The 24,201-nt window shown below is 66.3% G+C and carries 25 protein-coding genes; 12 read left to right on the forward strand and 13 right to left on the reverse strand.

Annotated features, from left to right (window positions below; genetic code table 11):
• Positions 1 to 86: 86 nt before the first annotated feature.
• From GGC64_RS07225 to GGC64_RS07240, 4 genes are all read left to right on the forward strand, one after another.
• Positions 87 to 455: a nuclear transport factor 2 family protein gene (locus GGC64_RS07225; protein ID WP_255528850.1), complete on the forward strand. Its 369-nt coding sequence runs from the start codon at positions 87 to 89 to the stop codon at positions 453 to 455.
• Positions 456 to 574: 119 nt separating this feature from the next.
• Positions 575 to 2,491, forward strand: coding sequence for an acyl-CoA dehydrogenase family protein (locus GGC64_RS07230; RefSeq protein WP_192721721.1), 1,917 nt, complete (start codon positions 575 to 577; stop codon positions 2,489 to 2,491).
• The gene (locus GGC64_RS07235) at positions 2,488 to 2,796 is read left to right on the forward strand and encodes a hypothetical protein (RefSeq protein ID WP_192721722.1); all 309 of its coding nucleotides are present in this window, start codon (positions 2,488 to 2,490) and stop codon (positions 2,794 to 2,796) included. The genes GGC64_RS07230 and GGC64_RS07235 overlap by 4 nt, the downstream gene beginning before the upstream one ends.
• Before the next feature lie 25 nt (positions 2,797 to 2,821).
• On the forward strand, positions 2,822 to 3,766 hold the full coding sequence (locus GGC64_RS07240) for a DUF808 domain-containing protein (RefSeq protein WP_192721723.1): 945 nt from the start codon (positions 2,822 to 2,824) through the stop codon (positions 3,764 to 3,766).
• Here the strand turns inward: GGC64_RS07240 and manA are convergent.
• The 4 genes from manA to GGC64_RS07260 all read right to left on the reverse strand — a co-directional run bounded on the left by manA (position 3,763) and on the right by GGC64_RS07260 (position 8,001).
• A complete protein-coding gene (gene manA, locus GGC64_RS07245; RefSeq protein WP_192721724.1) occupies positions 3,763 to 4,989 on the reverse strand; it encodes a mannose-6-phosphate isomerase, class I in 1,227 nt (408 codons plus the stop codon). The two genes, GGC64_RS07240 and manA, sit on opposite strands and share 4 nt — an antisense overlap.
• A 4-nt stretch (positions 4,990 to 4,993) precedes the next feature.
• Positions 4,994 to 6,091, reverse strand: coding sequence for a TobH protein (locus GGC64_RS07250; protein WP_192721725.1), 1,098 nt, complete (start codon positions 6,089 to 6,091; stop codon positions 4,994 to 4,996).
• The gene (locus tag GGC64_RS07255; protein WP_192721726.1) at positions 6,088 to 7,473 is read right to left on the reverse strand and encodes a phosphomannomutase/phosphoglucomutase; all 1,386 of its coding nucleotides are present in this window, start codon (positions 7,471 to 7,473) and stop codon (positions 6,088 to 6,090) included. Before GGC64_RS07255 ends, GGC64_RS07250 begins: the two co-directional genes overlap by 4 nt.
• A gap of 108 nt (positions 7,474 to 7,581) precedes the next feature.
• Positions 7,582 to 8,001, reverse strand: a complete 420-nt coding sequence (locus GGC64_RS07260) for a DUF3499 domain-containing protein (RefSeq protein WP_192721727.1) — start codon at positions 7,999 to 8,001, stop codon at positions 7,582 to 7,584.
• A 131-nt stretch (positions 8,002 to 8,132) separates the two neighbouring features.
• Here GGC64_RS07260 and GGC64_RS07265 point away from each other — a divergent pair, with 131 nt between their 5' ends.
• A complete protein-coding gene (locus GGC64_RS07265) occupies positions 8,133 to 8,555 on the forward strand; it encodes a metallopeptidase family protein (protein ID WP_192722440.1) in 423 nt (140 codons plus the stop codon).
• An 11-nt stretch (positions 8,556 to 8,566) separates the two neighbouring features.
• On the opposite strand, the gene GGC64_RS07270 is transcribed toward GGC64_RS07265, so the two are convergent.
• On the reverse strand, positions 8,567 to 8,968 hold the full coding sequence (locus GGC64_RS07270) for a WhiB family transcriptional regulator (RefSeq protein WP_370582019.1): 402 nt from the start codon (positions 8,966 to 8,968) through the stop codon (positions 8,567 to 8,569).
• A gap of 291 nt (positions 8,969 to 9,259) precedes the next feature.
• Here GGC64_RS07270 and cofD point away from each other — a divergent pair, with 291 nt between their 5' ends.
• Genes cofD through GGC64_RS07285 form a run of 3 tightly spaced genes read left to right on the forward strand, consistent with a single transcriptional unit; the run spans position 9,260 to position 12,140 of the window.
• Positions 9,260 to 10,255: a 2-phospho-L-lactate transferase gene (cofD, locus tag GGC64_RS07275; protein WP_192721728.1), complete on the forward strand. Its 996-nt coding sequence runs from the start codon at positions 9,260 to 9,262 to the stop codon at positions 10,253 to 10,255.
• Entirely contained in the window at positions 10,252 to 11,592 is a 1,341-nt protein-coding gene (locus GGC64_RS07280; RefSeq protein ID WP_192721729.1) for a coenzyme F420-0:L-glutamate ligase, read from the forward strand. Before cofD ends, GGC64_RS07280 begins: the two co-directional genes overlap by 4 nt.
• Complete coding sequence (locus GGC64_RS07285) at positions 11,589 to 12,140, forward strand: NUDIX hydrolase (protein ID WP_192721730.1); 552 nt, start codon at positions 11,589 to 11,591, stop codon at positions 12,138 to 12,140. Before GGC64_RS07280 ends, GGC64_RS07285 begins: the two co-directional genes overlap by 4 nt.
• Positions 12,141 to 12,154: 14 nt before the next feature.
• Here GGC64_RS07285 and GGC64_RS07290 read toward each other — a convergent pair whose 3' ends face one another.
• On the reverse strand, positions 12,155 to 13,234 hold the full coding sequence (locus tag GGC64_RS07290; RefSeq protein WP_192721731.1) for an NDP-sugar synthase: 1,080 nt from the start codon (positions 13,232 to 13,234) through the stop codon (positions 12,155 to 12,157).
• Positions 13,234 to 14,091, reverse strand: coding sequence for a glycosyltransferase family 2 protein (locus tag GGC64_RS07295; protein WP_370582056.1), 858 nt, complete (start codon positions 14,089 to 14,091; stop codon positions 13,234 to 13,236). The genes GGC64_RS07290 and GGC64_RS07295 overlap by 1 nt, the downstream gene beginning before the upstream one ends.
• Positions 14,092 to 14,269: 178 nt before the next feature.
• On the opposite strand from GGC64_RS07295, the gene GGC64_RS07300 reads away from it, so the two are divergent.
• Positions 14,270 to 15,934: a GMC family oxidoreductase gene (locus GGC64_RS07300; protein WP_192721733.1), complete on the forward strand. Its 1,665-nt coding sequence runs from the start codon at positions 14,270 to 14,272 to the stop codon at positions 15,932 to 15,934.
• Here the strand turns inward: GGC64_RS07300 and rfbD are convergent, their stop codons facing one another.
• Positions 15,935 to 16,966 carry a dTDP-4-dehydrorhamnose reductase gene (gene rfbD, locus GGC64_RS07305; RefSeq protein WP_370582020.1) on the reverse strand — a complete coding sequence of 344 codons (1,032 nt, stop codon included), beginning with the start codon at positions 16,964 to 16,966 and terminating at the stop codon, positions 15,935 to 15,937.
• Between rfbD and GGC64_RS07310 the strand changes: the two genes are divergently transcribed.
• Positions 16,863 to 18,332, forward strand: coding sequence for an LCP family protein (locus tag GGC64_RS07310; RefSeq protein WP_192721735.1), 1,470 nt, complete (start codon positions 16,863 to 16,865; stop codon positions 18,330 to 18,332). The two genes, rfbD and GGC64_RS07310, sit on opposite strands and share 104 nt — an antisense overlap.
• Positions 18,329 to 19,033, forward strand: coding sequence for a TIGR03089 family protein (locus GGC64_RS07315; protein ID WP_225951572.1), 705 nt, complete (start codon positions 18,329 to 18,331; stop codon positions 19,031 to 19,033). Before GGC64_RS07310 ends, GGC64_RS07315 begins: the two co-directional genes overlap by 4 nt.
• Before the next feature lie 173 nt (positions 19,034 to 19,206).
• On the opposite strand, the gene GGC64_RS07320 is transcribed toward GGC64_RS07315, so the two are convergent.
• Genes GGC64_RS07320 through GGC64_RS07335 form a run of 4 tightly spaced genes read right to left on the reverse strand, consistent with a single transcriptional unit; the run spans position 19,207 to position 22,956 of the window.
• Complete coding sequence (locus GGC64_RS07320; RefSeq protein WP_192721736.1) at positions 19,207 to 20,370, reverse strand: acyl-CoA dehydrogenase; 1,164 nt, start codon at positions 20,368 to 20,370, stop codon at positions 19,207 to 19,209.
• A gap of 12 nt (positions 20,371 to 20,382) precedes the next feature.
• Positions 20,383 to 21,222: a class I SAM-dependent methyltransferase gene (locus tag GGC64_RS07325; protein ID WP_192721737.1), complete on the reverse strand. Its 840-nt coding sequence runs from the start codon at positions 21,220 to 21,222 to the stop codon at positions 20,383 to 20,385.
• An 11-nt stretch (positions 21,223 to 21,233) separates the two neighbouring features.
• The gene (gene purE / locus GGC64_RS07330; protein WP_192721738.1) at positions 21,234 to 21,737 is read right to left on the reverse strand and encodes a 5-(carboxyamino)imidazole ribonucleotide mutase; all 504 of its coding nucleotides are present in this window, start codon (positions 21,735 to 21,737) and stop codon (positions 21,234 to 21,236) included.
• Positions 21,730 to 22,956, reverse strand: a complete 1,227-nt coding sequence (locus GGC64_RS07335) for a 5-(carboxyamino)imidazole ribonucleotide synthase (protein ID WP_192721739.1) — start codon at positions 22,954 to 22,956, stop codon at positions 21,730 to 21,732. Before GGC64_RS07335 ends, purE begins: the two co-directional genes overlap by 8 nt.
• An 88-nt stretch (positions 22,957 to 23,044) precedes the next feature.
• Between GGC64_RS07335 and GGC64_RS07340 the strand changes: the two genes are divergently transcribed.
• Positions 23,045 to 23,701, forward strand: coding sequence for a GtrA family protein (locus GGC64_RS07340; RefSeq protein WP_192721740.1), 657 nt, complete (start codon positions 23,045 to 23,047; stop codon positions 23,699 to 23,701).
• Here the strand turns inward: GGC64_RS07340 and GGC64_RS07345 are convergent.
• On the reverse strand, positions 23,656 to 24,174 hold the full coding sequence (locus GGC64_RS07345) for a PH domain-containing protein (RefSeq protein ID WP_192721741.1): 519 nt from the start codon (positions 24,172 to 24,174) through the stop codon (positions 23,656 to 23,658). The two genes, GGC64_RS07340 and GGC64_RS07345, sit on opposite strands and share 46 nt — an antisense overlap.
• Positions 24,175 to 24,201: the final 27 nt, after the last annotated feature.

The raw sequence follows: 24,201 nt of genomic DNA on the forward strand, positions 1-24,201 counted from the left end.
AACATCGGACCCACCCGGTTGCTGGCATTGCGTTCGAGGGGAGGCAGATGGACAGTGACGAGCTGCATGCGCTGGTGTCAAGGCATATGCAAGCAGAGGACGCAGGCGACGTCGACGGCGCCGTGGCTGTCTACACAGACGATGTCGAGCACGATGTGGTGGGTTTTCCCGGAAGCCCAAGACATGGGAAAGAAGGCGCGCGCGAATTCTATGAATATCTCGTCGCGAACTTTCGGACCGAAGGCTGGGAAGTCCTGCATCGTTTCGCAACACCGGAGGCGCTGGTCCTAGAACAGGCAATGACCGGAACGGTCATCGGTTCGATGCTCGGCCTTCCAGGCAACAACCGCCGCATTACTTTTCGTATGCTGCATGTCTTCCAATTTCGCGACGGCCTGATCAGCCGGGAAAACATCTGGCTTGACTCTGCGGCCATCGTCGACCAGCTGAGCTGACCTGTCGGCCGGAGGACTGCCATGGCAGGGAAGCCGGCGCACTCCCCTGCGTTTACCCCTCCTCTACAGGGGCTATTGGAGTTACCGTCGAGTAGGGCCAATTGCTAGGGAGGTCTGCGATGACCGCTACCGGGGAAATCAGCGAGAAACAGGCCAGGGAAACCGCCGAGCACGCGCGCGAGGCGCAGTGGCTGGCACCCAGTTTCGGCAAAGAATTGTTCCTCGGCAGATTGCGAATGGACCTGGTCCATCCGCACCCCAGCGGCTCATCGGAGGACAGCGAGCGCGGCGAGGCTTTCCTCGCCAAGTTGCAGGAGTTCTGCGAGTCGCAGATCGACGCCGCCGTGATCGAACGCGATGCCCAGATTCCCGACGAGGTGATCCTCGGGCTCGAGGAAATCGGCGCGTTCGGCATGAAGATCGACACCGAATACGGCGGTCTTGGCCTGTCGCAGGTGTACTACAACAGGGCTCTGGCCATGGTCTGCTCGGTACACAGCGCGCTGGGCGCGCTGCTTTCCGCGCACCAGTCGATCGGGGTGCCGCAGCCGATCTCGATGTTCGGCAGCGAAGAGCAGAAGCGAAAGTGGCTGCCGCGGTGCACAACCGAGATCAGCGCGTTCCTGCTGACCGAACCGGATGTCGGCAGCGACCCGGCCCGGCTGCGCACCACCGCGACCCCGGACGGCGACGACTATCTGCTCGACGGGGTGAAGCTGTGGACTACCAACGGCGTGATCGCCGACCTCATGGTCGTGATGGCCAAGGTGCCCAAAGGCGAAGGCCATCCCGGCGGCATCACCGCATTCGTGGTGGAGGCCGATACACCGGGCATCGCGGTCGAGAACCGCAACGCGTTCATGGGATTACGCGGCATCGAGAACGGTCTGACCCGGCTGACCGATGTAAGGGTGCCCGCGGAAAACAGAATCGGCGAGGAAGGCGACGGCCTGCGCATCGCGCTGTCCACGTTGAACACGGGGCGGCTGTCGCTGCCCGCGACGTGCTGCGGCGTGGCGAAATGGTGTTTGTCGGTCGCCCGCCAGTGGTCATGCGAACGCGTGCAATGGGGCAGGCCGGTCGGCGAGCACGACGCGGTGGCCGGCAAGGTGGCGTTCATCGCCGCCACCGCCTACGGGCTGGAGTCGATGGTCGAGCTGGCCAGTGAACTCGCCGATGCCGGCCACAACGACATTCGGATCGAGGCGGCTCTGGCGAAGTTGTACGGCTCGGAGATGACCTGGCTGATCGCCGATGAGCTGGTGCAGATCCGCGGGGGTCGCGGTTTTGAGACGGCCGAGTCGCTGGCCGCCCGCGGCGAGCGCGGAGTCCCGGCCGAACAGGTGCTGCGCGACGTGCGCATCAACCGGATCTTCGAGGGCTCAACAGAAATCATGCATCTGCTGATCGCGCGCGAAGCGGTGGATATGCATTTGAGCGTCGCGGGCGACATCATCGACCCCGACGCCGACATGCGGCGCAAAGCTAAAGCGGCGGCCAACGCTGGCCTGTTCTACGCACGCTGGCTTCCCACCTTGTTCGCCGGAAAGGGGCAATTACCAACATCATTCGGTGAATTCGGGCCTCTCGGCACGCATCTACGCTATGTCGAGCGGGCCAGTCGCCGGTTGGCGCGCAGCACGTTCTATGCGATGTCACGCTGGCAAGGCAAGCTCGAACACAAGCAGCGGTTCCTTGGCCGCATCGTTGACATCGGAGCCGAGTTGTTCGCGATGACGGCCGCCTGTGTCCGCACACAGCGGCCAGGGGTGGACGATTCGGCGATCGGGCTTGCCGACGCGTTCTGCCGCCAGGCGCGGGTGCGCGCCGACCGACGGTTCGCTGAACTGTGGCGCAACAGCGACGGCAGTGACCGAACCTTGGCGAAAGATGTGCTCGGCGGTCAGTACACCTGGCTCGAGGAAGGAATTCTCGACCCGTCGATCGAGGGACCGTGGATCGCTCATGACGGTGGCACCACGAAGGAGGATGTGCACCGCTTCATCCGCGCGGCCGCCCGCCGCGGTGTTGCATGACCACACAGATCCGGCCGCTGGACGACCTGGCGCAGTTCGGCATCGCCTACTGGTTGCCGCCGGGCGGCAGGGACAACGGCGTGTGGGCCGATATGTGGGTAGCCATCGCCGACCTCGAATCCGGTGACGCCGGTGCGGTTCTCGACCTGTTGGCCAAAGCAGAGGTCGGCGGCTACGTGGCCGTTCCCGGCGGCATCCGGGCCAGGGCGGGTGGCGGCCCGGTCAACTGCCGGGTGTGGGTTGATGCGATGCAGTACGGCGTCGCCGAGGACGTGCTGATCAGGTTCATGCGCACGCACAGGTAGCCTTCGGTGCCATGGGGACGACGCGATGAGCGCTGGTCTGTTCGGGCTTCTTGATGACATCGCGGCTCTGGCCCGGCTGGCCGCCGCCTCGGTCGACGACATCGGCGCTGCCACCGGACGTGCGACAGCGAAGGCCGCTGGCGTCGTGATCGACGACACCGCCGTGACACCGCAGTACGTGCACGGGATCACCGCCGACCGCGAGCTGCCGATGATCAAGCGGATCGCGATCGGGTCTCTGCGTAACAAGCTGATCTTCATCCTGCCCGCGGCATTGCTGCTCAGCCAGTTCGTGCCGTGGCTGCTGACGCCGATCCTGATGGTCGGCGCGACGTACCTGTGCTACGAGGGCGCCGAGAAGGCGTGGGGTTATGTTCGCGGACACGACAGCCATGGCGCACCGACCACGGCCGCGGGCGAAGACGCCGAGAAGAAAATGACGGCCGGGGCCATCCGAACCGATTTCATTCTGTCCGCCGAGATCATGGTCATCGCGCTGAACGAGGTGGCCGATCAGTCGTTTTGGCCGCGGCTCATCATCCTTGTCATCGTGGCGATTGTGATCACCGTCGCGGTGTACGGGGTGGTTGGCGCCATCGTGAAGATGGACGACGTCGGATTGAACCTGGCCCAGCGCGGCTCCCGCTTCGCGCAGCGGGTCGGCCGCGGCTTACTCGCGGCAATGCCCAAAGTGCTGTCGACGCTTTCGGCCGTCGGCACGGTCGCGATGCTCTGGGTCGGCGGCCACATCCTGCTGCAGGGCACCGACACGCTCGGTTGGCACGCACCCTACGGCTTGGTCCACCACGCCGAAGATTTCGTCCACCACGCCGTGCAGGGCGTCGGCGCACTGCTGGCCTGGCTGCTCAACACCGCGGTGTCGGCCGTGGTCGGCTTGATCGTCGGCGCCGTGGTGGTCGCGATCATGCACGTGCTGCCGTTCGGCCGCAACGACGAGCAAGGGCATTAAATCCCGACGGTCGCCCGGAACAACTTCGTGGGCGTCTGCGCGACCAGCCGGATCGGCCCGTCGTCGGCTGCCACCCATGCGGCCATTCCGCGCTCCAGCGTCACTGCAGTGGATTTGGCGTGCACCACCGTCGAACCCTCTGTGCAGAGCAGGATCTGGGGCCCGTCGTGCTGGGTAGGGGCGTCGATCTCATGGCCAAGGTTCTCGCCGTCGATGCGCAACACCGACACCGCGAACTCCGGTGCGGGCGTGTTGTAGACGAGTTCCGTTCCGTCCCTGGTGATTTCGGGATGAATGACGTCGTCGGTGGCCGGCGTGAAGTCGAGCACCCGCAGCAACTCAGGCACGTCGACGTGTTTGGGGGTGAGCCCGCCACGCAGCACGTTGTCGGAGTTGGCCATCACCTCGACGCCGACACCGTGCAGATAGGCGTGCAGATTGCCCGCGGGCATGTAAATGGCTTCACCCGGCTTGAGGCTGATCCGGTTCAGCAGCAGCGAAGCCAGTACCCCGGCGTCGCCCGGATACCGCTCGCCGAGTTCGAGCACGGTCTTGGCTTCGGCCGCGAACTCCTTGTTGCCCGCTCGAATGTATTGAATCGCACCATCGATCACCGCGGGCACCAGCACATCGAGGTCGGGCTGCGGCGCGGTGATCCACGTGGTGAACAACGCCCTCAGACCGTCGGCGTCGGACTGCCCGGACAACAGGTTGACGAACGGGTCGAGGTCGCTGACGGCAAGCGCGCGCATCAACTCGACCGCGCTCTCGGCCGATCGGAATCCGGCCAGCGCCTCGAATTGCCCTAGCGCTACCAATAATTCGGGTTTGTGGCTGCGGTCGCGGTAGTTACGCGTGGCCGCCGTGATCGGGATGCCCAGCTTCTCCTCGCGCGCAAAGCCTTCCAGCGCCTGCTCGGCACTCGGATGCGCCTGCAGCGAAAGCGGTTCGTCGGCGGCGAGCACCTTCACCAGGAACGGCAGGGTGTCACCGAACCGGCCGCGCACCGCGCCACCCAACTGGCCTTCGGGATCGCTTCGCAGCGTATCGAGTAGCGAGACCTCACCATCGTCAGTCTCCAGCCACGCCGGATCACCCGGATGCGCACCGAACCACAGCTCTGCCTCGGGATGCGCTGTGGGACTTGGTCGTCCGGTGAAATCGGCAATAGCGGTTCGCGAACCCCATGCATAGGTCCGCACCGCTCCGCGTAGCAAGTGCACTTGCTTAACCTCGAACCAGTCGCAGATAGGTGGCCGCCATCTCCAACCGCACGGCCATCATCGCCAGTTGTTGTTCCGGCCGGCCGGGCGGCGCGGCTGCCACCGGAGCATCCACCATTCCCAATACTTCCGGTACGTCTTCGGCATTGATCACGTCGACGTCGTCGAACCCGCTGATCCGCGCGGCAACGACCGGCCGTTCGGCGTCGGTGGCCAACACGAACGTGCGCACCCGTCGCGGTGACGGGCCGTCGATCTGCTCGTCATGAAATATCGACGCTTCGCCATCGGCGGCAGCCCCACCACCGAAACCCGTGTGCAGTGCGACCAGCGCGTCTCCCAGCCCGACCGCTGCCACGGGTTGATGCGCGATCCGCAGCAGGACCGTCGCGGCATGGCGGGCGAGCGCCACCGTCGCCGCGTTGTCGCCGGCCAACACCACGTCGCGTCCCGACATGCGTTCGGCCAACGCCTTGGCGGGATTGGTGAACAACTCGCGCCCGGCGCTGTTGCGAAAAGCCTCCGCGTCGAGTTCGTCGGCCAGCATCGCGAGATCCACTTGCAGTCCGGGATCCACCACATGCAACACGGCAAGGCCCGCAGCCAGATAGCGGGCCAGGCCGAAGTCCTCACGGACCCACAGGCGTGGCGCCAGCGATGCCGAGCGACCAGCGGTGGCGTCGCGCAGTGGGCCTTCGTTCGGCGCGACGACGACGATGCGCGCACCACGGCGCACCCCGGTGGCCGCCGCAGAAACCAGGGCGGCGTCGCCGGGGTCGTCACCGGCGAGGACCAGGACATCGAGTGCGCCGATCCACGGCGGGGCCTCGGATACGACGACGATCGGCGCCGCCACCGAACCGGCCAGTGTCGCCGACAGCATTGTTCCCGCCGTCTCGGCAATGCCGCGGCCTGCCACCCAGACGACGGTGCGCGGTGGTTGGTCGGACTTCAGCGCATCCAGGTCGCCCTCGTCCAGTGCCGCGGCAGTGGCACGCACCTGCGCGCCTGCCATCGACGCCGAGCGCAGCAAACCGTCACGATCGGCGGCGAGCAGGCCCTCCACATCGTCGAGGTCGATGGTGGCCTGCGTACCGTTCACGTGGCCGCCTTCTCGACGGAGGCGATTTGGGCACCGACGACTCCGACGATCTCCTCGATCTCGTCGGACGTGCGCGCTTCGACGTTGAGCCGCAACAGCGGCTCAGTGTTGGACATCCTGACGTTGAACCAGCTGCCGTCGCCCAGGTCGACAGTCACCCCGTCGAGGTGATCGATGGAGTGGATGCGGGTGCCGAACGATTTCAGCACCGCATCGACACACGCCTCGGCGTCATTGACCGTGAAGTTGATCTCGCCGGAGGCTTCGTAGCGTTGGTAGTCGGCCATGATGTCCGAAAGCGGCCGCTCCTGTTCGCCGAGCGCGGCAAGCACGTGCAGGGCGGCCAACATCCCTGAGTCGGCGCCCCAGAAATCGCGGAAGTAATAGTGCGCGGAGTGCTCGCCACCGAAAATCGCTCCGGTGTCGGCCATCAACGCCTTGATATAGGAGTGGCCGACGCGCGAACGCACCGGTGTGCCACCCCGCTCAGCGACCAGTTCCGGTACCGCCCGGGAGGTGATCAGGTTGTGGATCACCGTCGCCCCGATCTCCCTGTTCAATTCCCGCGCAGCGACCAAAGCCGTCACCGCCGACGGAGAAACCGGATGCCCCTTTTCATCGACCACGAAACACCGGTCGGCGTCGCCGTCGAACGCCAAACCGATATCGGCGCCGGTCTCGACGACGTGCGCCTGCAGGTCGACGAGGTTGGCCGGATCCAGCGGGTTGGCCTCGTGGTTGGGGAACGTGCCGTCCAGTTCGAAGTACAACGGCAGCAGGGTGATTGACGGGATCACGCCGAGCACCGCAGGCGTGGTGTGACCGCCCATGCCGTTACCCGCGTCGACGGCGACGCGCAGCGGGCGCAGCTCGGCCAGGTCGACGAGGGAGCGCAGGAAGTCCCCGTACTCGCCCAGCACATCGCGCTGCGAACTGCTGCCGCGAGGACCGTCGAATTCCGGCACGCCGGCGATGATGTCCTCGCTGATCTGGGTGAGCCCGGTGTCCTTGCCGACGGGCTTCGCACCTGCGCGGCACAGCTTGATGCCGTTGTAGGCGGCAGGATTGTGACTGGCGGTGAACATCGCGCCGGGACAATCCAGCAGCCCCGAGGCGAAGTAGAGCTGATCTGTCGAGGCCAGCCCGATGTGCACGACATCGAGCCCCTGGGCCATCACACCTTCGGCGAAGGCGGCCGCCAGCGACGGAGAGCTGGCCCGCATATCGTGGCCGATCACGACCTGAGATGAGCCGTCGCGCATCAACCGAGCGAAGGCACCGCCGACGTCGGCGACGAAACCCTCATCGATTTCCTCGCCGACCAAGCCGCGAACGTCATACGCCTTGATGACGCGGTGAACAGCCGCGGCGGGCCGAGACATAGAGCTCCTTGCGAAGGGGACCGTTGGCGTCAGCCTAGCCGTCGGGCGGTGAAGAGATCGCGGCTAGGCGGGCTCGAGGCCCGGGTTGGTCAGTACAGCTAGGCCCAATTAATCGGAGGGGTCCGGCAACACCCGCAGGTGGCCGCGTCTGCGCCCGTTGGACTCGGGCCGCCGGGCCGCGGGCGCCATCAGCGCACCGCCGTGCACGCCGGTGGCCGGGTCCGAAAACCCTGCCGCCACGCCGTTGATCGGTCCAGGGCTGTCGCGACCTTCGCGTACCGCGTCGGCAAGAGCGACCAGATCGTCCTCGTCGGGGTGGGTCGGCAACGGTCCCGCGTGGCGAACCAGCTCCCAGCCGCGTGGCGCGGTGATGCGGCCGGCGTGTGCCACGCACAGGTCCCACGAATGCGGCTCGGACACCGTCGCCAGCGGGCCGACCACGGCGGTCGAATCCGAGTAGACGAAGGTCAGCGTCGCGACCGCATAGTGGGGACACCCGGGCCGGCAGCAGCGACGGGGAACATTCACGAACGAGAGGTTATCGTGCGAAAACGCTGTAAGCCGCCGGACACGCGCAGCCATCAGACCGCCGATCTCCAACCGTTACGATCGGCTGCGTGACGCAGCGCAATCTGGGCCGATCACGCCGCGGCCGAGAGATGCGCGGCCCGCTGCTTCCGCCGACCGTGCCTGGCTGGCGCAGCCGGGCCGAGCGGTTCGACATGGCGGTGCTCGAGGCCTACGAACCGATCGAACGGCGATGGCAGGACCGGGTCACGGGGCTGGACGTCGCCGTCGACGAGATCCCCCGCATCTCGCCGAAGGACCCCGAATCTGTGCAGTGGCCGCCCGAAGTGGTCGCGGACGGTCCGATCGCGCTCGCTCGGTTGATACCGGCAGGGGTCGATGTCCGCGGCAACGCGACGCGCGCGCGAATTGTGTTGTTCCGCAAGCCAATTGAGCGACGGGCGAAGGACACCATCGAACTCGCCGAGCTGCTTCATGAACTGTTGGTGGCTCAGGTGGCCACCTATCTGGGCGTCGAACCGTCAGTCATCGACCCGACGATCGATGACGAGTGACCCGCTAGAGGTCAGATGATTCCGCGCTTGAGGCGGCGGCGCTCCCGCTCGGACAGGCCGCCCCAGATGCCGAAACGCTCGTCGTGAGCCAGCGCGTACTCCAGGCACCGGTCGCGGACCTCGCAACCCAGGCAGATTCGCTTGGCTTCCCGGGTCGAGCCGCCCTTCTCGGGGAAAAACGCCTCGGGGTCGGTTTGAGCGCACAATGCGCGCTCTTGCCATTGATCGTCTTCGGTAGTTGCCGGAGCAACTTCATATCTCTCGGGTTGTTCGGGTACCAAACTCAATTGAGGACGCCCGGGGACCCCAATCGGTGTAGGTCCGGTAATGGTGTGACGGGTGTCGCCTACTGAGCCGAGAATCCGGTTGTCGAATCGATCGTCGTGACTGGAATCGACCTGCTCATAAGCCATGCTCCGCCTCCTCACCTGGTCTCGTAGATCCCTTATTTGAGCCCCACCATTTATAAGTAGGGCCCGCTTCAATTCGAACAAGTGATCGAATCTCGGTCTGCGCCACCGAAACCGGCCGTCCAACCAGGAAATGACACTGGTGTGATTACACACGCGTTAGCTGTCGCGGTCAAGCGCTGGAACAGAAATTCATACCATTCCGTGACACGAATTCGGCGCGTCGTCACGTCGGCGTGTCTGTCACAGCACCGCGGCGCACGGGCTTTGGCGCCACGGCCTAATGTCGGTCACGTGAAGGTCACGGTTCTGGTGGGTGGCGTCGGCGGCGCCCGCTTCCTGTTAGGGGTGCAGCGCCTGTTGGGCCTCGGCCAGTTCGGCGGGTCCCCATCAGACGACGAACTGACCGCGATCGTCAACGTCGGCGACGACGCCTGGATGTACGGCGTGCGGATCTGCCCGGACCTCGACACCTGCATGTACACCCTCGGCGGCGGCATAGACCCTGAGCGTGGGTGGGGACGTCGCGACGAAACCTGGCACGCCAAAGAAGAACTCGCCGCCTACGGCGTACAGCCAGACTGGTTCGGTCTCGGCGACCGCGATCTGGCCACCCATCTGGTCCGCAGCCAGATGCTGCGCGCCGGCTATCCGCTTTCGGATGTGACCGCGGCGCTGTGCGACCGGTGGCAGCCGGGCGCGCGTCTGCTGCCCGCCAGCGACGATCGCAGCGAAACCCACGTCGTCATCACCGATCCAAGCCCCGGTGATCAGGCTGGCGAGAAACGGGCCATCCACTTCGAGGAGTGGTGGGTGCGCCACCGCGCGCAAGTGCCGACGCACAGCTTCGCGTTCGTCGGCGCCGACAAAGCCACCGCGGGGCCAGGCGTCACCGAAGCCATCGAGACCGCCGACGTGGTGCTGCTCGCTCCCTCCAATCCGGTGGTGAGCATCGGCGCAATCCTGGCCATCCCGGGAATCCGTGGCGCGCTGCGCTCGACGACGGCCCGCGTGATCGGCTACTCCCCCATCATCGGCGGAAAGCCGGTGCGCGGCATGGCCGACGAATGCCTCTCGGTGATCGGGGTGGCCAGCACCTCGGAGGCCGTCGGCGGTTACTACGGACCCCGCTCCGGCGTCGGCATCCTCGACGGCTGGCTGATACACGAGGGCGATCACGCCGACATCGAGGGAGTCGAGGTGCGCTCGGTGCCGCTGCTGATGACCGATCCGGCGGCCACGGCCGAAATGGTGCGTGCCGGACTGGATCTGGCAGGGGTGAAGCCGTGACCGAGCATGGGTCAGCTGCGGCAGTCGAACTGCTCCCGGTGCCAGGACTTCCCGAGTTCCGGCCCGGTGACGACCTCGCAGCCGCCCTGGCGCAAGCGGCGCCGTGGCTGCGCGACAACGACGTCGTGGTCATCACCAGCAAGGTCGTGTCCAAGTGCGAGGGCCGCATCGTTGACGCCCCAATCGATCCCGAAGAGCGGGATGCGTTGCGGCGCAAGCTGATCGATGCCGAGGCCGTCCGCGTGCTCGCACGCAAGGGCCGCACGCTGATCACTGAGAACGCACTGGGGCTGGTGCAGGCCGCGGCCGGGGTGGACGGTTCCAACGTCGACTCCGGCGAGTTGGCGCTACTGCCAACCGATCCCGATGGCAGCGCCGCGGCGCTGCGCACCGGTCTGCGCGAAAGGCTCGGCGTCACCGTCGGCGTCGTCATCACCGACACCATGGGCAGGGCCTGGCGCAACGGCCAGACCGATTTCGCGATCGGGGCCGCAGGACTGACCGTGCTGCACGGCTACGCGGGATCGCGGGACCGGCACGGCAACGATCTGATCGTCACCGAGATCGCTGTCGCCGACGAGATCGCCGCGGCGGCCGATCTCGTCAAGGGCAAGCTGACCGACATCCCGGTCGCCGTGGTGCGTGGACTCACGTTGTCCGACAACGGTTCCAACGCGCGCACGTTGCTGCGGCCAGGCGAAGACGACCTCTTCTGGCTCGGCACCGAAGAAGCCCTGGCCCTTGGCCGCAGTCAGGCACAGCTGCTGCGCCGATCGATCCGGCGGTTCAGCGCGGAACCCGTCGCCCCCGACCTCATCGAGGCCGCGGTCGCCGAAGCGCTCACCGCGCCTGCGCCCCACCACACCCGTCCCGTGCGCTTCGTGTGGATGCAGGACCCGCAACGGCGCCTGCGCCTGTTGGATCGGATGAAAGATCAGTGGCGCGCCGACCTGACCTCAGACGGTCGCTCTCCGGATTCTGTCGAGCGGCGTGTCGGGCGCGGCCAGATCCTCTACGACGCACCCGAACTCGTCATCCCGTTCATGGTGCCTGACGGAGCGCACAGCTACCCCGATCAGAGCAGGACCGCCGCCGAGCACACCATGTTCACGGTTGCGGTCGGTGCAGCCGTGCAGGCGCTGCTGGTGGCACTGGCAGTGCGCGGGGTCGGCAGCTGCTGGATCGGCTCCACGATCTTCGCCGCCGACCTGGTACGCGACGAACTCGCGCTGCCCGGTGACTGGGAACCGTTGGGCGCCATCGCCATTGGCTACCCTGAAGAACCGCCTGGCCCTCGCGATCCGGTGGAAACCGACGGGCTGCTGGTCCGCAAGTGAGCCTGCATGAATCGGCCGTCGACGCGTTGACGCGTTGGCACGCACCCGATCCCGCACAGGACACGCTGCGGCACGCCGTGCTGGCGTTTCTCGCCGCACGGCCGGATGGCTGCCTGCGCGAGTGCGTACCGGGTCACGTCACCGGCTCGGCGCTGGTCCTGGACCACACCGGCGAGCGCGCGTTGTTGACGCTGCATCCACGCTTTGGTCGGTGGCTGCAACTGGGCGGGCATTGCGAGAAGACCGATGCCGACATCGTCGCCGCCGCGTTGCGTGAAGCCACCGAGGAATCCGGCATCGACGGCCTCATCATCGATCCTGAGCCTGCCGCGCTGCACGTGCACCCCGTCACGTGTTCGCTGGGCGTGCCGACGCGTCACCTCGACATGCAGTTCATCGTTCATGCGCCGGCGAACGCCGAAATCGCGGTCAGCGACGAGTCTTTGGACTTGCGGTGGTGGCCGCTGGATGCGCTGCCCGAAGACTGCGACTTCGGCCTCACGCAATTGGCGGATTCGGCGCGCAAACGCACGCTCAGCGACGGTTAGCGCGCCGAAATCGCTTAGACGTCGGTCGAGTAGCGGATGCCGCCGTCAGGGATGGCGACCCCCGGCCACACCCGCGCGCCGCGCAACAGCTCACAACGCGCGCCGATGTCGGCCCCGTCGCCGATCACGCCGTCGCGGACCAACGCGCGCGGCCCGATGCGAGCACCGAAGCCGATGATCGAACGCTCGATGACCGCGCCGGCCCCGATGCATGCGCCGTCGAAGATCACCGCGCCGTCCAACCGGGCACCGGCGCCGATCTCGGCGCCGCGGCCGACGACCGTGCCGCCGATCAGCAGTGCACCGGGGGCGACAGCGGCACCGTCGTGCACCAGCTTTTCGCCACGCTGACCGCCGAGCGCAGGCGACGGCGCGATGCCGCGCACCAGGTCGGCCGAGCCGCGCACGAAGTCGTCGGGTGTGCCCATGTCACGCCAATACGTGGAGTCGACGTAACCGCATACCCGCAGCCCGTCAGCCAGCAGCCCCGGGAAGACCTCCCGCTCCACCGACAGCGCCCGGCCCTTGGGGATGCGGTCGATGACGTCGCGCTTGAACACGTAGCAGCCTGCGTTGATCTGATCGGTCGGCGGGTCCTGCGTCTTCTCCAGGAAAGCCGTCACCACGCCCTCGGAGTCGGTGGGCACACAGCCGAATGCACGAGGGTCGCCGACGCGCACCAGATGCAGCGTGACATCGGCGCCGCTGTTCCCATGCGAGTCCAGCAGCGCCCGCAGGTCAGCACCCGAGAGCACGTCGCCGTTGAACACCAATGCGGTGTCATGGCGCAGCTTCTCTGACACGTTGGCGATACCGCCGCCGGTGCCAAGCGGCTCGTCCTCGACGACGTAGTCGATCTGCAGGCCAAGCTTGGATCCGTCGCCGAACTCCGACTCGAAAACACCCGCCTTGTACGAGGTGCCCAGCACGACATGCTCGATGCCTGCATCGGCGATCCGCGACAGCAAGTGCGTCAGAAACGGCAGGCCGGCCGTCGGCAGCATCGGCTTGGGCGCCGACAGGGTCAACGGCCGCAGGCGCGTGCCCATACCGCCAACGAGTACGACCGCGTCCACTTCAGCAGGATTGACCACTAGTGCCGTCCCTTTCTCAGCTTGCGCTTCGAGTTGCGGACCACAAGGCCCGCGCGCGCAGCTAGCGCGCCCCTGATGGTCCACCGCAGTGGCGCCTGCCACAGCTTCGGATGCCGATCTGACAGGAAAGTGTAGGTGCTCGTGTGGTGGGCCGCCAAGTTGCGGGCCGGGTCGCGGCCCGTGGCGTGGCCCTTGTCGTGCAAAATTTCCGCCGACGGCACATAAATGTTCTGCCAGCCCGCCTTGCCGAGGCGATCTCCCAGGTCGACGTCCTCCATGTACATGAAATAGCGCTCGTCGAAGCCCGACACCTCATCGAATGCAGAACGCCTCAGCAACAAGCACGAGCCGGAAAGCCAGCCGACAGGGCGTTCGCTGGGCTCGGTTCGCTCCTGGCGGTATTCCGCTGTCCACGGGTTGGATTTCCAGAACGGGCCGACGACCGCGTGCATGCCGCCGCGGATCAGGCTCGGCAGGTGGCGCGCCGACGGGTAGACCGAGCCGTCGGGATCGCGGATCAACGGCCCCAGCGACCCCGCCTTCGGCCAGCGTTCGGCCGCTTCCAGCAACAGGTCGATGCTGCGGGGTCCCCACTGCACATCGGGGTTGGCGACGATGACAAACTCCGACTCCGGGGTGATCTCAGCGACCGCGCGGTTCACCGCGGTGCCGTAGCCGAGGTTTCCCTCCATGCGCAGCAAGCGCGCATTCGAGTAGCGCTCCGTCGCCTCTTCTGGCGCGCCGTCAGTCGAACCGTTGTCGGCCATGATCACCGTCACAGGCCGTTCGGTGGCAAGCGAGAGCGTCGCAAGGAACCGATCGAGGTGTGGCCCCGGTGAATAGGTCACCGTGACCACGGTCAGTCCATCGCTCACGCGGACAGACCCAGTTCGTCAATCATTGGCTAGAGGGTAGCGGCATCCCAATGGGCCACCGCAGCAACGGCAACCAACTCCGGTGTTGGCGCTTCAGCCCGGTAGTCTGTCTAACGGCCGCTAAGGGGGTGGACAACCGCGGCCTGAAAGGACGAGCAGTATGCCCGCGTTCGACTACGTCATCCTCGGCGCAGGAGCCGCCGGCTGTGTGCTGGCAAACCGACTTTCGGAGGATCCGCGAACCGAGGTGCTGGTGGTCGAAGCGGGTCCGCCTGCCCGCGGTCCCTACTTCGCGATCCCGATGATGGGCGCAGGCCTGTTCGAACAGCGCACCGATCACCCCGACCCCCTCTCCTACGAGGGACATAAGCACAGCTTCGTCTACCAACTCGAGCCCTACGGCGCCGCCGACAAACTCAATGAACGATGGGTGCGCGGAAAGGCGGTCGGCGGCTCCACCGCCATCAACGGCCTGGTCTACAACCGCGGCAACCGCGAGGACTACGACGAACTCGAGCGGCTGGGCAACCATGGCTGGGGCTGGGACCACATCCTGCCGATCTTCAAGGCCTTCGAGGACAACCAGTTCGGTCCCTCGCCGACGCGCGGTGTCGGTGGGCCACTGCATATCTCGCAGCCGAAGTTCCCAGATGAGTTGAGCCAGTACATCATTGACGCCGCCGCCAGCACCGGCCTCAAGAGCGTGCAGGACTACAACGAATCCGACGACGAGCGCGTCGGGCCTGCGATGGCCATGATCCACCGTGGCCTGCGGGTCAGCGCCGCCAAGGCTTTCCTCGATCCGGTTCTCAAGCGGCCCAATCTGCACCTGGCCACCGACACCTACGCGCAGCGGCTGATTTTCGAGAACGGGCGGGCAGTCGGTGTCCAGATCCGCAGCGGGGGCAACACCTCGGAGGTGCGCGCGCGACGCGAGGTGATCAGCGCACTGGGTGCGTTGCACACCCCGAAGATTTTGCAGCTATCCGGCGTCGGCCCCCGCGAGGTGCTCGAAAAGGCCGGTGTGCCTTTGTATCTCGAACGCGACAACGTCGGCCGCCGGATGACCGAGCATTTCTGCGCCATCATGATGTACCGGCTGCGCGACGATCTGGGCTACAACCGGCAGCTGCGCACCACTGTCGGCAAGGCGATTGCGGCACTGAAGTTCGCGGCGACACGCAGGGGACCGCTTGCCACGCCGACGGGCGACGTGATGGCGATCTTCAAGACCCGACCCGAGCTCGAGCGCGTCGACGGCCAGTTCCTGGCTCGGCTAATGTCGGTTGCCGACGTCAGTGGCGGCGAGCGCGGCCAAATCGATTCCCACGGAGGCGTTTCGTGCGCGGCCGAGATTCTGCGGCCGACGTCGGAAGGCAGCGTGTGGATCACCTCAGCCGACCCGCACGCCAAGCTTTCGATCGACCCCAACTATCTGGCCACCGAGTACGACCGCACGACGATGGTCGGTGTGGTGCGCAAGATCAGGGAGATCTTCGAGCGTTCGCCGCTTGCCGAGCACGTCGAGCTGGAGACGACCCCAGGGGCCGGCGTGCAGACCGACGACGAAATCGTCGACGCCACAATCAAAACCGGCGCGACGGGCAGCCACGCGGCAGGCACCTGCATGATGGGCCCGAACGACGAGGACATCGTCGACGATCAATTGCGCGTCCGCGGCATCGAGGGGCTGCGCATCGTCGACTGCTCGATCATGCCGAAGCAGATGTCGGGCAACCTCGCCGGACCGATGCTGGCGATGGCCGGGCGGGCCGCGGAGTTGATCCTCGACACCGCGCCTGCCGAGAAGGCGCGCCGCGCCTGACTATTGCGCGAGCGCAGCGGCCAGCGCTTCACGCCACGGCCGCAGCGGTTTGAGGCCAGCCTCCGTGGATCGGCGGGCGGACAACGCCGAATAGGCCGGCCGCGGCGCGGGACGCGGATGGCGGTCGGTGCCCACCGGCCGAACTCGCTGGGGATCGGCACCGACGGCCTCGAACACCGCCTGGGCCTGCTCGAAGCGACTGGCAGCACCCTCGTTGGCGGCATGCAGCACCGGCTCGCGGATCGATCCGTCATCGGCCAGTTGCAGCAGGGCCTCGACGAGATCACCGACGTAGGTCGGCGAACCGACCTGGTCGGCCACGACTTCCACCTCCCCGTCACCGGCGGCCAGTCGCCGCATCACCGCAGCGAAATCCTTTCCATCGGCGCCCTCGTAGATCCACGCGGTCCGCACGATGTGCGCGTCGGGCATCGCGGCGAGAACCAGCAGCTCACCGGCCAGCTTGGTACGGCCGTACACGCTCAGCGGCCCGGTTTCGTCGTCGATCTCGTAGGGGTGGTGTTGACCGCCGGAAAACACGTAGTCGGTGGAGATGTGGATGAGGTCTGCCCCGGCGCGCGCGCAGGCGTGCGCGACGTGTTCAGGCCCGACGGCATTGACCGCGTGGGCCCGCTCCGGTTCCTGTTCAGCGGCGTCGACCTGCGTATAGGCCGCACAATTGATCACGACGTCGCCGGGCTCGATGAACCGCTCGGCGGCCACGGGATCGGTGATGTCCCAGTCCGCAGACGTCAGCGCCAGCACTTCACGGCCTCGCCTGCGCGCCGCAGCGGCCAGGGTGCGGCCCACCATGCCACCCGCGCCGGAGATAACAATTCGGTCAGGCTTACGGGAATTCACAGTCACGAGTCTGGCACGCCGACCTGCGCTACCGGATGTGCGGGCATCTCGCCAGTAGCCTGGGCAGATGCCCGCTCGCCTGTCCCGTGTCATCGCTGTGACGGTGGCCCTGGCCATCGTGGTCGGCACGGGTGTCGCGTGGGGCAAGATCCGGTCGTTCGAATCCGGCATCAACCACTTTTCCTCGGTCGCGCTGGGCGAGGGCGGCGCCGACGGCGCGATCGACATCCTGCTGGTCGGCTTGGACAGCCGCACCGACGCGCACGGTAATCCGCTGTCGGCGGAGGAACTGGCAACGCTGCGGGCGGGCGACGACGAGTCCACCAACACCGACACGATCATCCTGGTGCGCATCCCGAACAACGGAAAGTCGGCCACTGCGATCTCCATCCCCCGCGACTCGTACGTCCAGACGCCGGGCGGAAACAAGATGAAGATCAACGGTGTGTACGGCTCGGCGTATTTCGACAAGAAGACCGAACTCGTCGAGCAGGACGGTGTCGATCCGGCAAAGGCCGAGCCCGAGGCCGTCGAAGCCGGCCGCGAAGCATTGATCAAGACGGTCGCCAACCTGACCGGTGTCACCGTCGACCATTACGCAGAGATCGGCCTGCTCGGCTTCGCGTTGATCACCGACGCCCTCGGCGGGGTCAACGTCTGCCTGAAAGATGCTGTGTACGAACCCCTTTCGGGCGCCGACTTCCCCGCTGGCTGGCAGAAGCTGAACGGCCCGCAAGCGTTGAGCTTCGTGCGGCAGCGCCACGACCTTCCGCGCGGCGACCTGGACCGGGTGACCCGACAGCAGGCAGTGATGGCGTCGCTGGCCCACGACGTCATCTCCAGCAAGACGCTGTCGAGCCCGTCGACCCTGAACCGCCTCGAGGACGCCGTCCAGCGCTCGGTCGTGCTGTCCGAGGGTTGGGACATCATGGATTTCGTCAAGCAGCTGCAGCAGCTCGCCGGGGGCAGTGTCGCATTCGCGACCATACCGATCGTCGAAGAGGCCGGCTGGAGCGACGACGGCATGCAGAGCGTGGTGCGCGTCGACCCGGCTCATGTCAAGGAGTGGGTGGGCAGCCTGCTGCACGACCAGGACGAGGGCAAGACCGAGCAATTGGCTTACTCGCCAAGCAAAACCACCGTCGACGTGGTCAACGACTCCGACATCAACGGACTGGCCGCGGCGGTGTTGCAGGTGCTGACCAACAAAGGGTTCGCCGCAGGCAACACCGGCAACAACGAGGGCGGCCACGTGACAGGCAGCCAGGTGCAGGCGGCGAAGGCCGATGACCTTGGCGCGCAAGCGATCTCCAAGGAACTCGGAGGGCTGCCTGTGGTCGAGAACGCCTCGGTCGCACCCGGCTCCGCGCGGGTGGTGCTCTCGGCTGACTACACCGGCCCCGGGTCCTCGGGCATGGATCCAACGCTGACGACCGTCGACCCGGCAGCCGCGGGGTCGACCGACTCGGGCGACGCCGAGCCCACGCCGTCGCCGATTCTCACCGCAGGCTCCAACGACCCGGAGTGCGTCAACTGACCACGGTCACATCGGCGCTACTGGATCCGTTGATGGCGGCGGACCCGATGGGCCCGCGAATCACGTATTACGACGACGCCACCGGTGAACGCATCGAGTTGTCGACGGTGACACTGGCCAACTGGGCCGCCAAGACCGGCAACCTGCTGCGCGACGAAATGGGCGCAGGACCCAGCAGTCGGGTGGCGGTGCTGCTGCCTGCACACTGGCAGACCGCGGCAGTGCTTCTCGGAATCTGGTGGATCGGCGCCGACGTCGTGCTCGACGGCGACGCGGACATCGCGATGTGCACAGCTGATCGGCTGTCCGACGCAGACGATGCCGTCGGGACGGGCGAGATCGCGGTGCTGTCGCTTGACCCGTTCGGGAAGCCGGTGGCCGACCTCCCCGTCGGCCTCACCGATTACGCGACGTCGGTCCGGGTGCACGGCGACCAGATATCGCCGGAACGCCACCCGGGACCAGCACTCGACGGCCGGTCAGTGGCCGAAGTCCTCACCGCTGCCCAAACCTCGGCTGCCACACAGGGTTTCGGCCGTGACGACCGGGTGATGTCGACGGCTGGCTGGACGACGGTCGACGAATTGACCGACAACCTGCTGGCTGTGTTCGCCGCGGGCGCGTCATTGGTACTGGTGGCCAACCCTGATGCGGGTGCACTCGACCGTCGCCGCGAGATGGAGAAAGTCACCCGCGGCTAGCACTCGCGAGCAGCCGCGCAGGTGCCCTGCAGCTGGGGGGCGATAGTTGATCGCAGGACTAACAGCGATTTCTACGTCAGGGTCGTGCCACGCACCTGTTGTGCGGAATTGCACAGCCTTGGTGTCGAAATCGCGCATAGCATGCCGAACTGTCGGTGTGCGCTGCAGAGGACCTACTTGAGCAGCGCGCGCGACATCACGACGCGCTGAATCTGGTTGGTGCCCTCGTAGATCTGGGTGATCTTGGCGTCCCGCATGAACCGCTCGACCGGAAAGTCGGTGGTGTAGCCGTAGCCGCCGAACAACTGCACGGCGTCGGTGGTCACCTCCATCGCAACGTCGGAGGCGAAGCACTTCGACGCCGAGGAGATGAAGCCGAGGTTGGGCTCACCACGCTCGGCCCGCGCGGCCGCGGTGTACACCATCAGGCGGGCGGCCTCCAGCTTCATCGCCATATCGGCGAGCATGAACTGCACGGCCTGGAAATCGGCGATCGCCTTGCCGAACTGCTTGCGGTCCTTGACATATGCGATCGCCGCATCCAGCGCGCCCTGCGCGATACCCACCGCCTGCGCACCGATCGTCGGCCGGGTGTGGTCCAACGTTGCCAATGCCGTCTTGAAACCCGTACCGGGCTCACCGATGATGCGGTCGCCAGGGATACGGCAGTCCTCGAAGTACAACTCCGTGGTTGGCGAGCCCTTGATGCCCATCTTGTGCTCCTTGGCGCCCACCGTGAAACCGGGATCGTCCTTGTGCACGACGAACGCGGAGATGCCGTTGGCGCCCTTGTCCGGATCGGTCACCGCCATCACCGTGTACCAGGTCGAGTGACCGCCGTTGGAGATCCAGCACTTGGCGCCGTTGAGCACCCACTCGTCACCCTCGGCCTTAGCGCGGGTCCGCATCGACCCCGCGTCGCTGCCTGCTTCGCGCTCGGACAACGCATACGAGGCGACCGCCTCGCCCGCGGCGATCGACGGCAGCACCTGCTTCTTGAGTTCCTCGGACCCCCGCATCAACAGGCCCATCGTGCCGAGCTTGTTGCAGATCGGGATCAGCGACGACGACGCGCACACCCGCGCGACCTCTTCGATCACGATGCAGGCCGCCACCGAGTCGCCGCCCTGTCCGCCGTACTCCTCGGGGATGTGGATCGCGGCGAAGCCTGACGACGTCAGCGCCGCCAGCGCCTCATCGGTATAGCGGGCCTTGGCGTCGACGTCGGCGGCGTACGGGGCGATCTCCTTCTCGCAGAGATCACGCAGCACCGAACGCAGTTCATTGTGCTCGTCGGCGAGCTTGAAAGCGTCGAACGACGGGTTACCGATGGCCATGGCGACTCCTTGCTACTCGCCGGTAACCTTACCTTTTCCGCCGGAGACGACCTGCAGCCCACGGACCATCTGCCGGTAGGTGCTGTGGTAGAGCGTGCGGGCGAGCTGGCTCTTGCGCAGGATGTCCTTCGCGCCCTGCGGTGCCACCAGCGAGACCTCGTGGCCGGCGAACTCAGAGGTCCCGGTCGCCAGGAGCAGCTTGCCTGCCAGCGCCGAGGACACCTCGCCGCGGTAGAACTCGCTGAACTCGGCGTGGGTGAAGAACACCTTGTTGAAGCCGATGAGGAACGGCACCAGCTTGGCGCCGTCGTTCAGGTACCGCAGCGTGCCGGTCGCAACGCCGGGCCAGTACTCGTTGAACACGTCGTCGGCGATCACGATGCCGCCGCTGGCCAGCGTCGCCTCGGCAAGCTTCATGTCGCTGTACACGATCTCGTCGGTGTGGCCGCCGTCGACGGAGAAGAACCGGATGTCGCCACCGGTCAGTTCGCGCAGCTTCGCCGGTTCCAGCTTGGTGGAATCACCCTGGTGCACGGCGACGTCGTCCATCGACGACCACAGCTTGACGTTGTTCGCGAACTTCTCGTAGTCGCCGTGCCCGGAGCCGTCGACGTTGAGTTCCTGATCGCCGAAGATGTCGATCGCGACGGACTTCTCCCCCGGCCGCTGTAGCAAGCGCAACCCGATGAACAGCTTGCCGTGGTGAACGCCGATCTCGGCGACGGCGCCCGAGACCTGCTTAGCCCGCTGCGCCGCGTTGAGCACGTCGAGGATCAACAGGATCTCGGGTTGCAGGAAGCCGGTGACTAGCCGCTGACCAATTGCCCGGTATCGATTGAAGTTTGGCTGCATCGGTTGGCAGCCTACTGCCCGAGCAGCCGATTTCGCAGTGCGGCATCCTTTTGCAGCACCATGTCTGCCAAGTTGCTCTGAAATTCCGCCATTCGCGTCCGCAACCCCGAATCCGAGGCGCCGAGAATGCGCACCGCCAACAATCCGGCGTTGCGGGCACCGCCGATCGACACCGTGGCGACCGGCACGCCCGCTGGCATCTGCACGATCGACAGCAGCGAGTCCATCCCGTCCAGGTTGGCTAGCGGCACCGGAACCCCGATCACCGGCAGCGGCGTCGCCGAGGCGACCATGCCCGGCAGGTGCGCGGCACCGCCCGCGCCCGCGATGATCACCTCGATGCCGCGGTCGGCCGCGCTCTGGGCGTACGCGAGCATCCGGTCGGGGGTCCGATGTGCGGACACCACACCGACTTCGAACGGCACTTCGAATTCGGCAAGCGCATGCGCCGCTTGCTCCATCACCGACCAGTCGCTGTCGCTGCCCATGATCACGCCGACGCGAGGGCTAGTCATGTCCACTCCATCCATCGGTCCATTCGGCATGCGACAACCAGTGTGCGGCCCGATTCGCGCGTTCCCGCACATCTGCGACGTACGCGTCGTCACCGAGCGAGCCGCCAGGAGCGCCGAGAATGTTGACGTGGCCGATCTTGCGACCCGGCCGCTCCCCCTTGCCGTAAAGGTGCACCCTGGCCTCAGGCAGCCTGCCGAACAGATGATGCAGTCGCTCATCCATGCTCATCGCCGGAGTCTGTTGTGCGCCAATCACATTGGACATCACCGTGACCGGCGCGATCGGCGAGGTGTCACCGAGCGGATAGTCGAGCACCGCCCGAAGGTGCTGCTCGAACTGACCGGTGCGCGCACCATCCATACTCCAGTGCCCCGAATTGTGCGGCCGCATGGCGAGTTCGTTGACGACGAGGTGGCCGTCGATTGTCTCGAAGAGTTCGACCGCCAGCACGCCGACCACACCGAGCTCGTCGGCCAGTCGCAACGCGAGTTGGCTTGCGGCGCTGCCTAATTCCGGGTTCAACTGCGGCGCAGGCGCAATCACCTCGACGCAGATGCCGTCGCGCTGCACCGTGTGCACCACCGGCCACGCCGCGCCCTGGCCGAACGGCGAGCGCGCCACCAGCGCCGCCAACTCGCGGCGCATTGCGACCTTCTCCTCGATCAGCACCGCGGCGCCGTCGGCCAGATACCGCCCGGCGACCTCCCGCGCCTCGGCGACGTCACGCGCCAGCGTCACGCCGCGTCCGTCGTAGCCCCCGCGCGCGGTCTTGACGACGATGTCGGTGCCGACGCGCGCTGCGAACGCATCCACATCGCCGACCTCGGTCACCTCGGCGTACCGCGGCACGGGTGCGCCCAACGCCTCGAGCCGGCGCCGCATCACCAGCTTGTCCTGGGCGTGGATCAGGGCGGACGGCGGCGGTGCGACGTTGACGCCGTCGGCGACGAGTTTCTCGAGCAGTTCGGTGGGCACGTGCTCGTGGTCGAACGTCAGCGCGCTCGCGCCTGCCGCCGCCTGCTGCAGCGCCTCGAGGTCGGTATGCGCACCGATCACCACGTCGGGGCTGACCTGCGCAGCCGGATCGTCAGGGCTGGCGGCCAGCACGCGCAGCGTCTGACCAAGCGCAATTGCGGCCTGATGAGTCATCCTGGCCAGTTGCCCACCGCCGACCATGGTCACGGTTGGAGGCGAAGTCGGGTTACGCGGCACAGCCATATGGTGTCATGGCGGCAATCAGCTTGTTTACACGCCGTGACCTGCACGGGTACGCGTGGCCTCCGGTATTTCCGTACACTGCGCTGTTGTGTCCTTTACTGATGCCACGATCGCACGGCTGCCCCGCCCGATCCGGCCGTACTTCGAGCGGCATCACGAACTGATCAAGTTCGCCATCGTGGGCGCAACGACTTTTGTCATCGACTCGGCGGTGTTCTACACGCTCAAGCTCACGGTGCTGGAGCCCAAGCCCGTCACCGCCAAGATCATCGCAGGCATCGTCGCGGTGATCGCGTCCTACATCCTCAACCGCGAATGGAGCTTCCAGAACCGCGGTGGCCGCGAGCGCCACCACGAGGCGCTGATGTTCTTCGCGTTCAGCGGTGTGGGCGTGCTGCTGTCGATGGCGCCGCTGTACTTCTCCAGCTACGTGCTGATGTTGCGCGTTCCCGAAGTCAGCCTGACGACGGAGAACATCGCCGACTTCGTCTCGGCCTACGTGATCGGCAACCTGCTACAGATGGCGTTCCGGTTCTGGGCGTTCCGCCGCTGGGTGTTCCCCGACGAGTTCGGCCGCCACCCCGACATGGCCGTCGAATCGCTTACCGCAGGCGGCATCGCCGAGGCGATGGAGGATGAATACGAGCGCGGGAAGGTCACCCCGCTGCGCCGCCCCACCCGACGGGCGCGCCGGCTGGCTCAGCTCGGCGATTCCTCCGAGCCCAGGGTGTCGAAGACTTCGTGATACAGCAGTGAGTGCACCCGTTCCACGCGCGGAATGTCGTGGAATTCAAGGGGATCCTGCGACGCGGACTCGATGATCAGCGTTCCGGTGCGCAGCATCCGGTTCAGCAGGCCGTGCCGGAACTCGACGCTGTTGATGCGTGCCAGCGGAATGTCGATGCCCGATCTGGTGAGCAAGCCATGGCGGAACATCACCCGCCGATCGGTGATGACGAAATGCGTTGTCCACCAATTGAGGAACGGCCAGACCGTCAGCCACCCGATGATGACCAGCCAGACCACCCCGATGACGATCAGCACGACCCGCTTCGCGGTGGCGTCCCAGTCGAGGGTGTTGACGTAGCCAAGGCCGAACGCGGCGATTGCGGTGGCGATCAACAGGATCAGCACGGGGCCGACCAGCCGCTTCCAATGCGGATGGCGGTGTAGCACGACCTGCTCGTCGCCGGCGAGCACATTGTCCGGGTAGCCCACGGCTGGAACTCTACCCAGCCGCCACCC

This window comes from Mycobacterium sp. OAS707 (assembly GCF_014873705.1).
Classification (GTDB): Bacteria; Actinomycetota; Actinomycetes; order Mycobacteriales; family Mycobacteriaceae; genus Mycobacterium.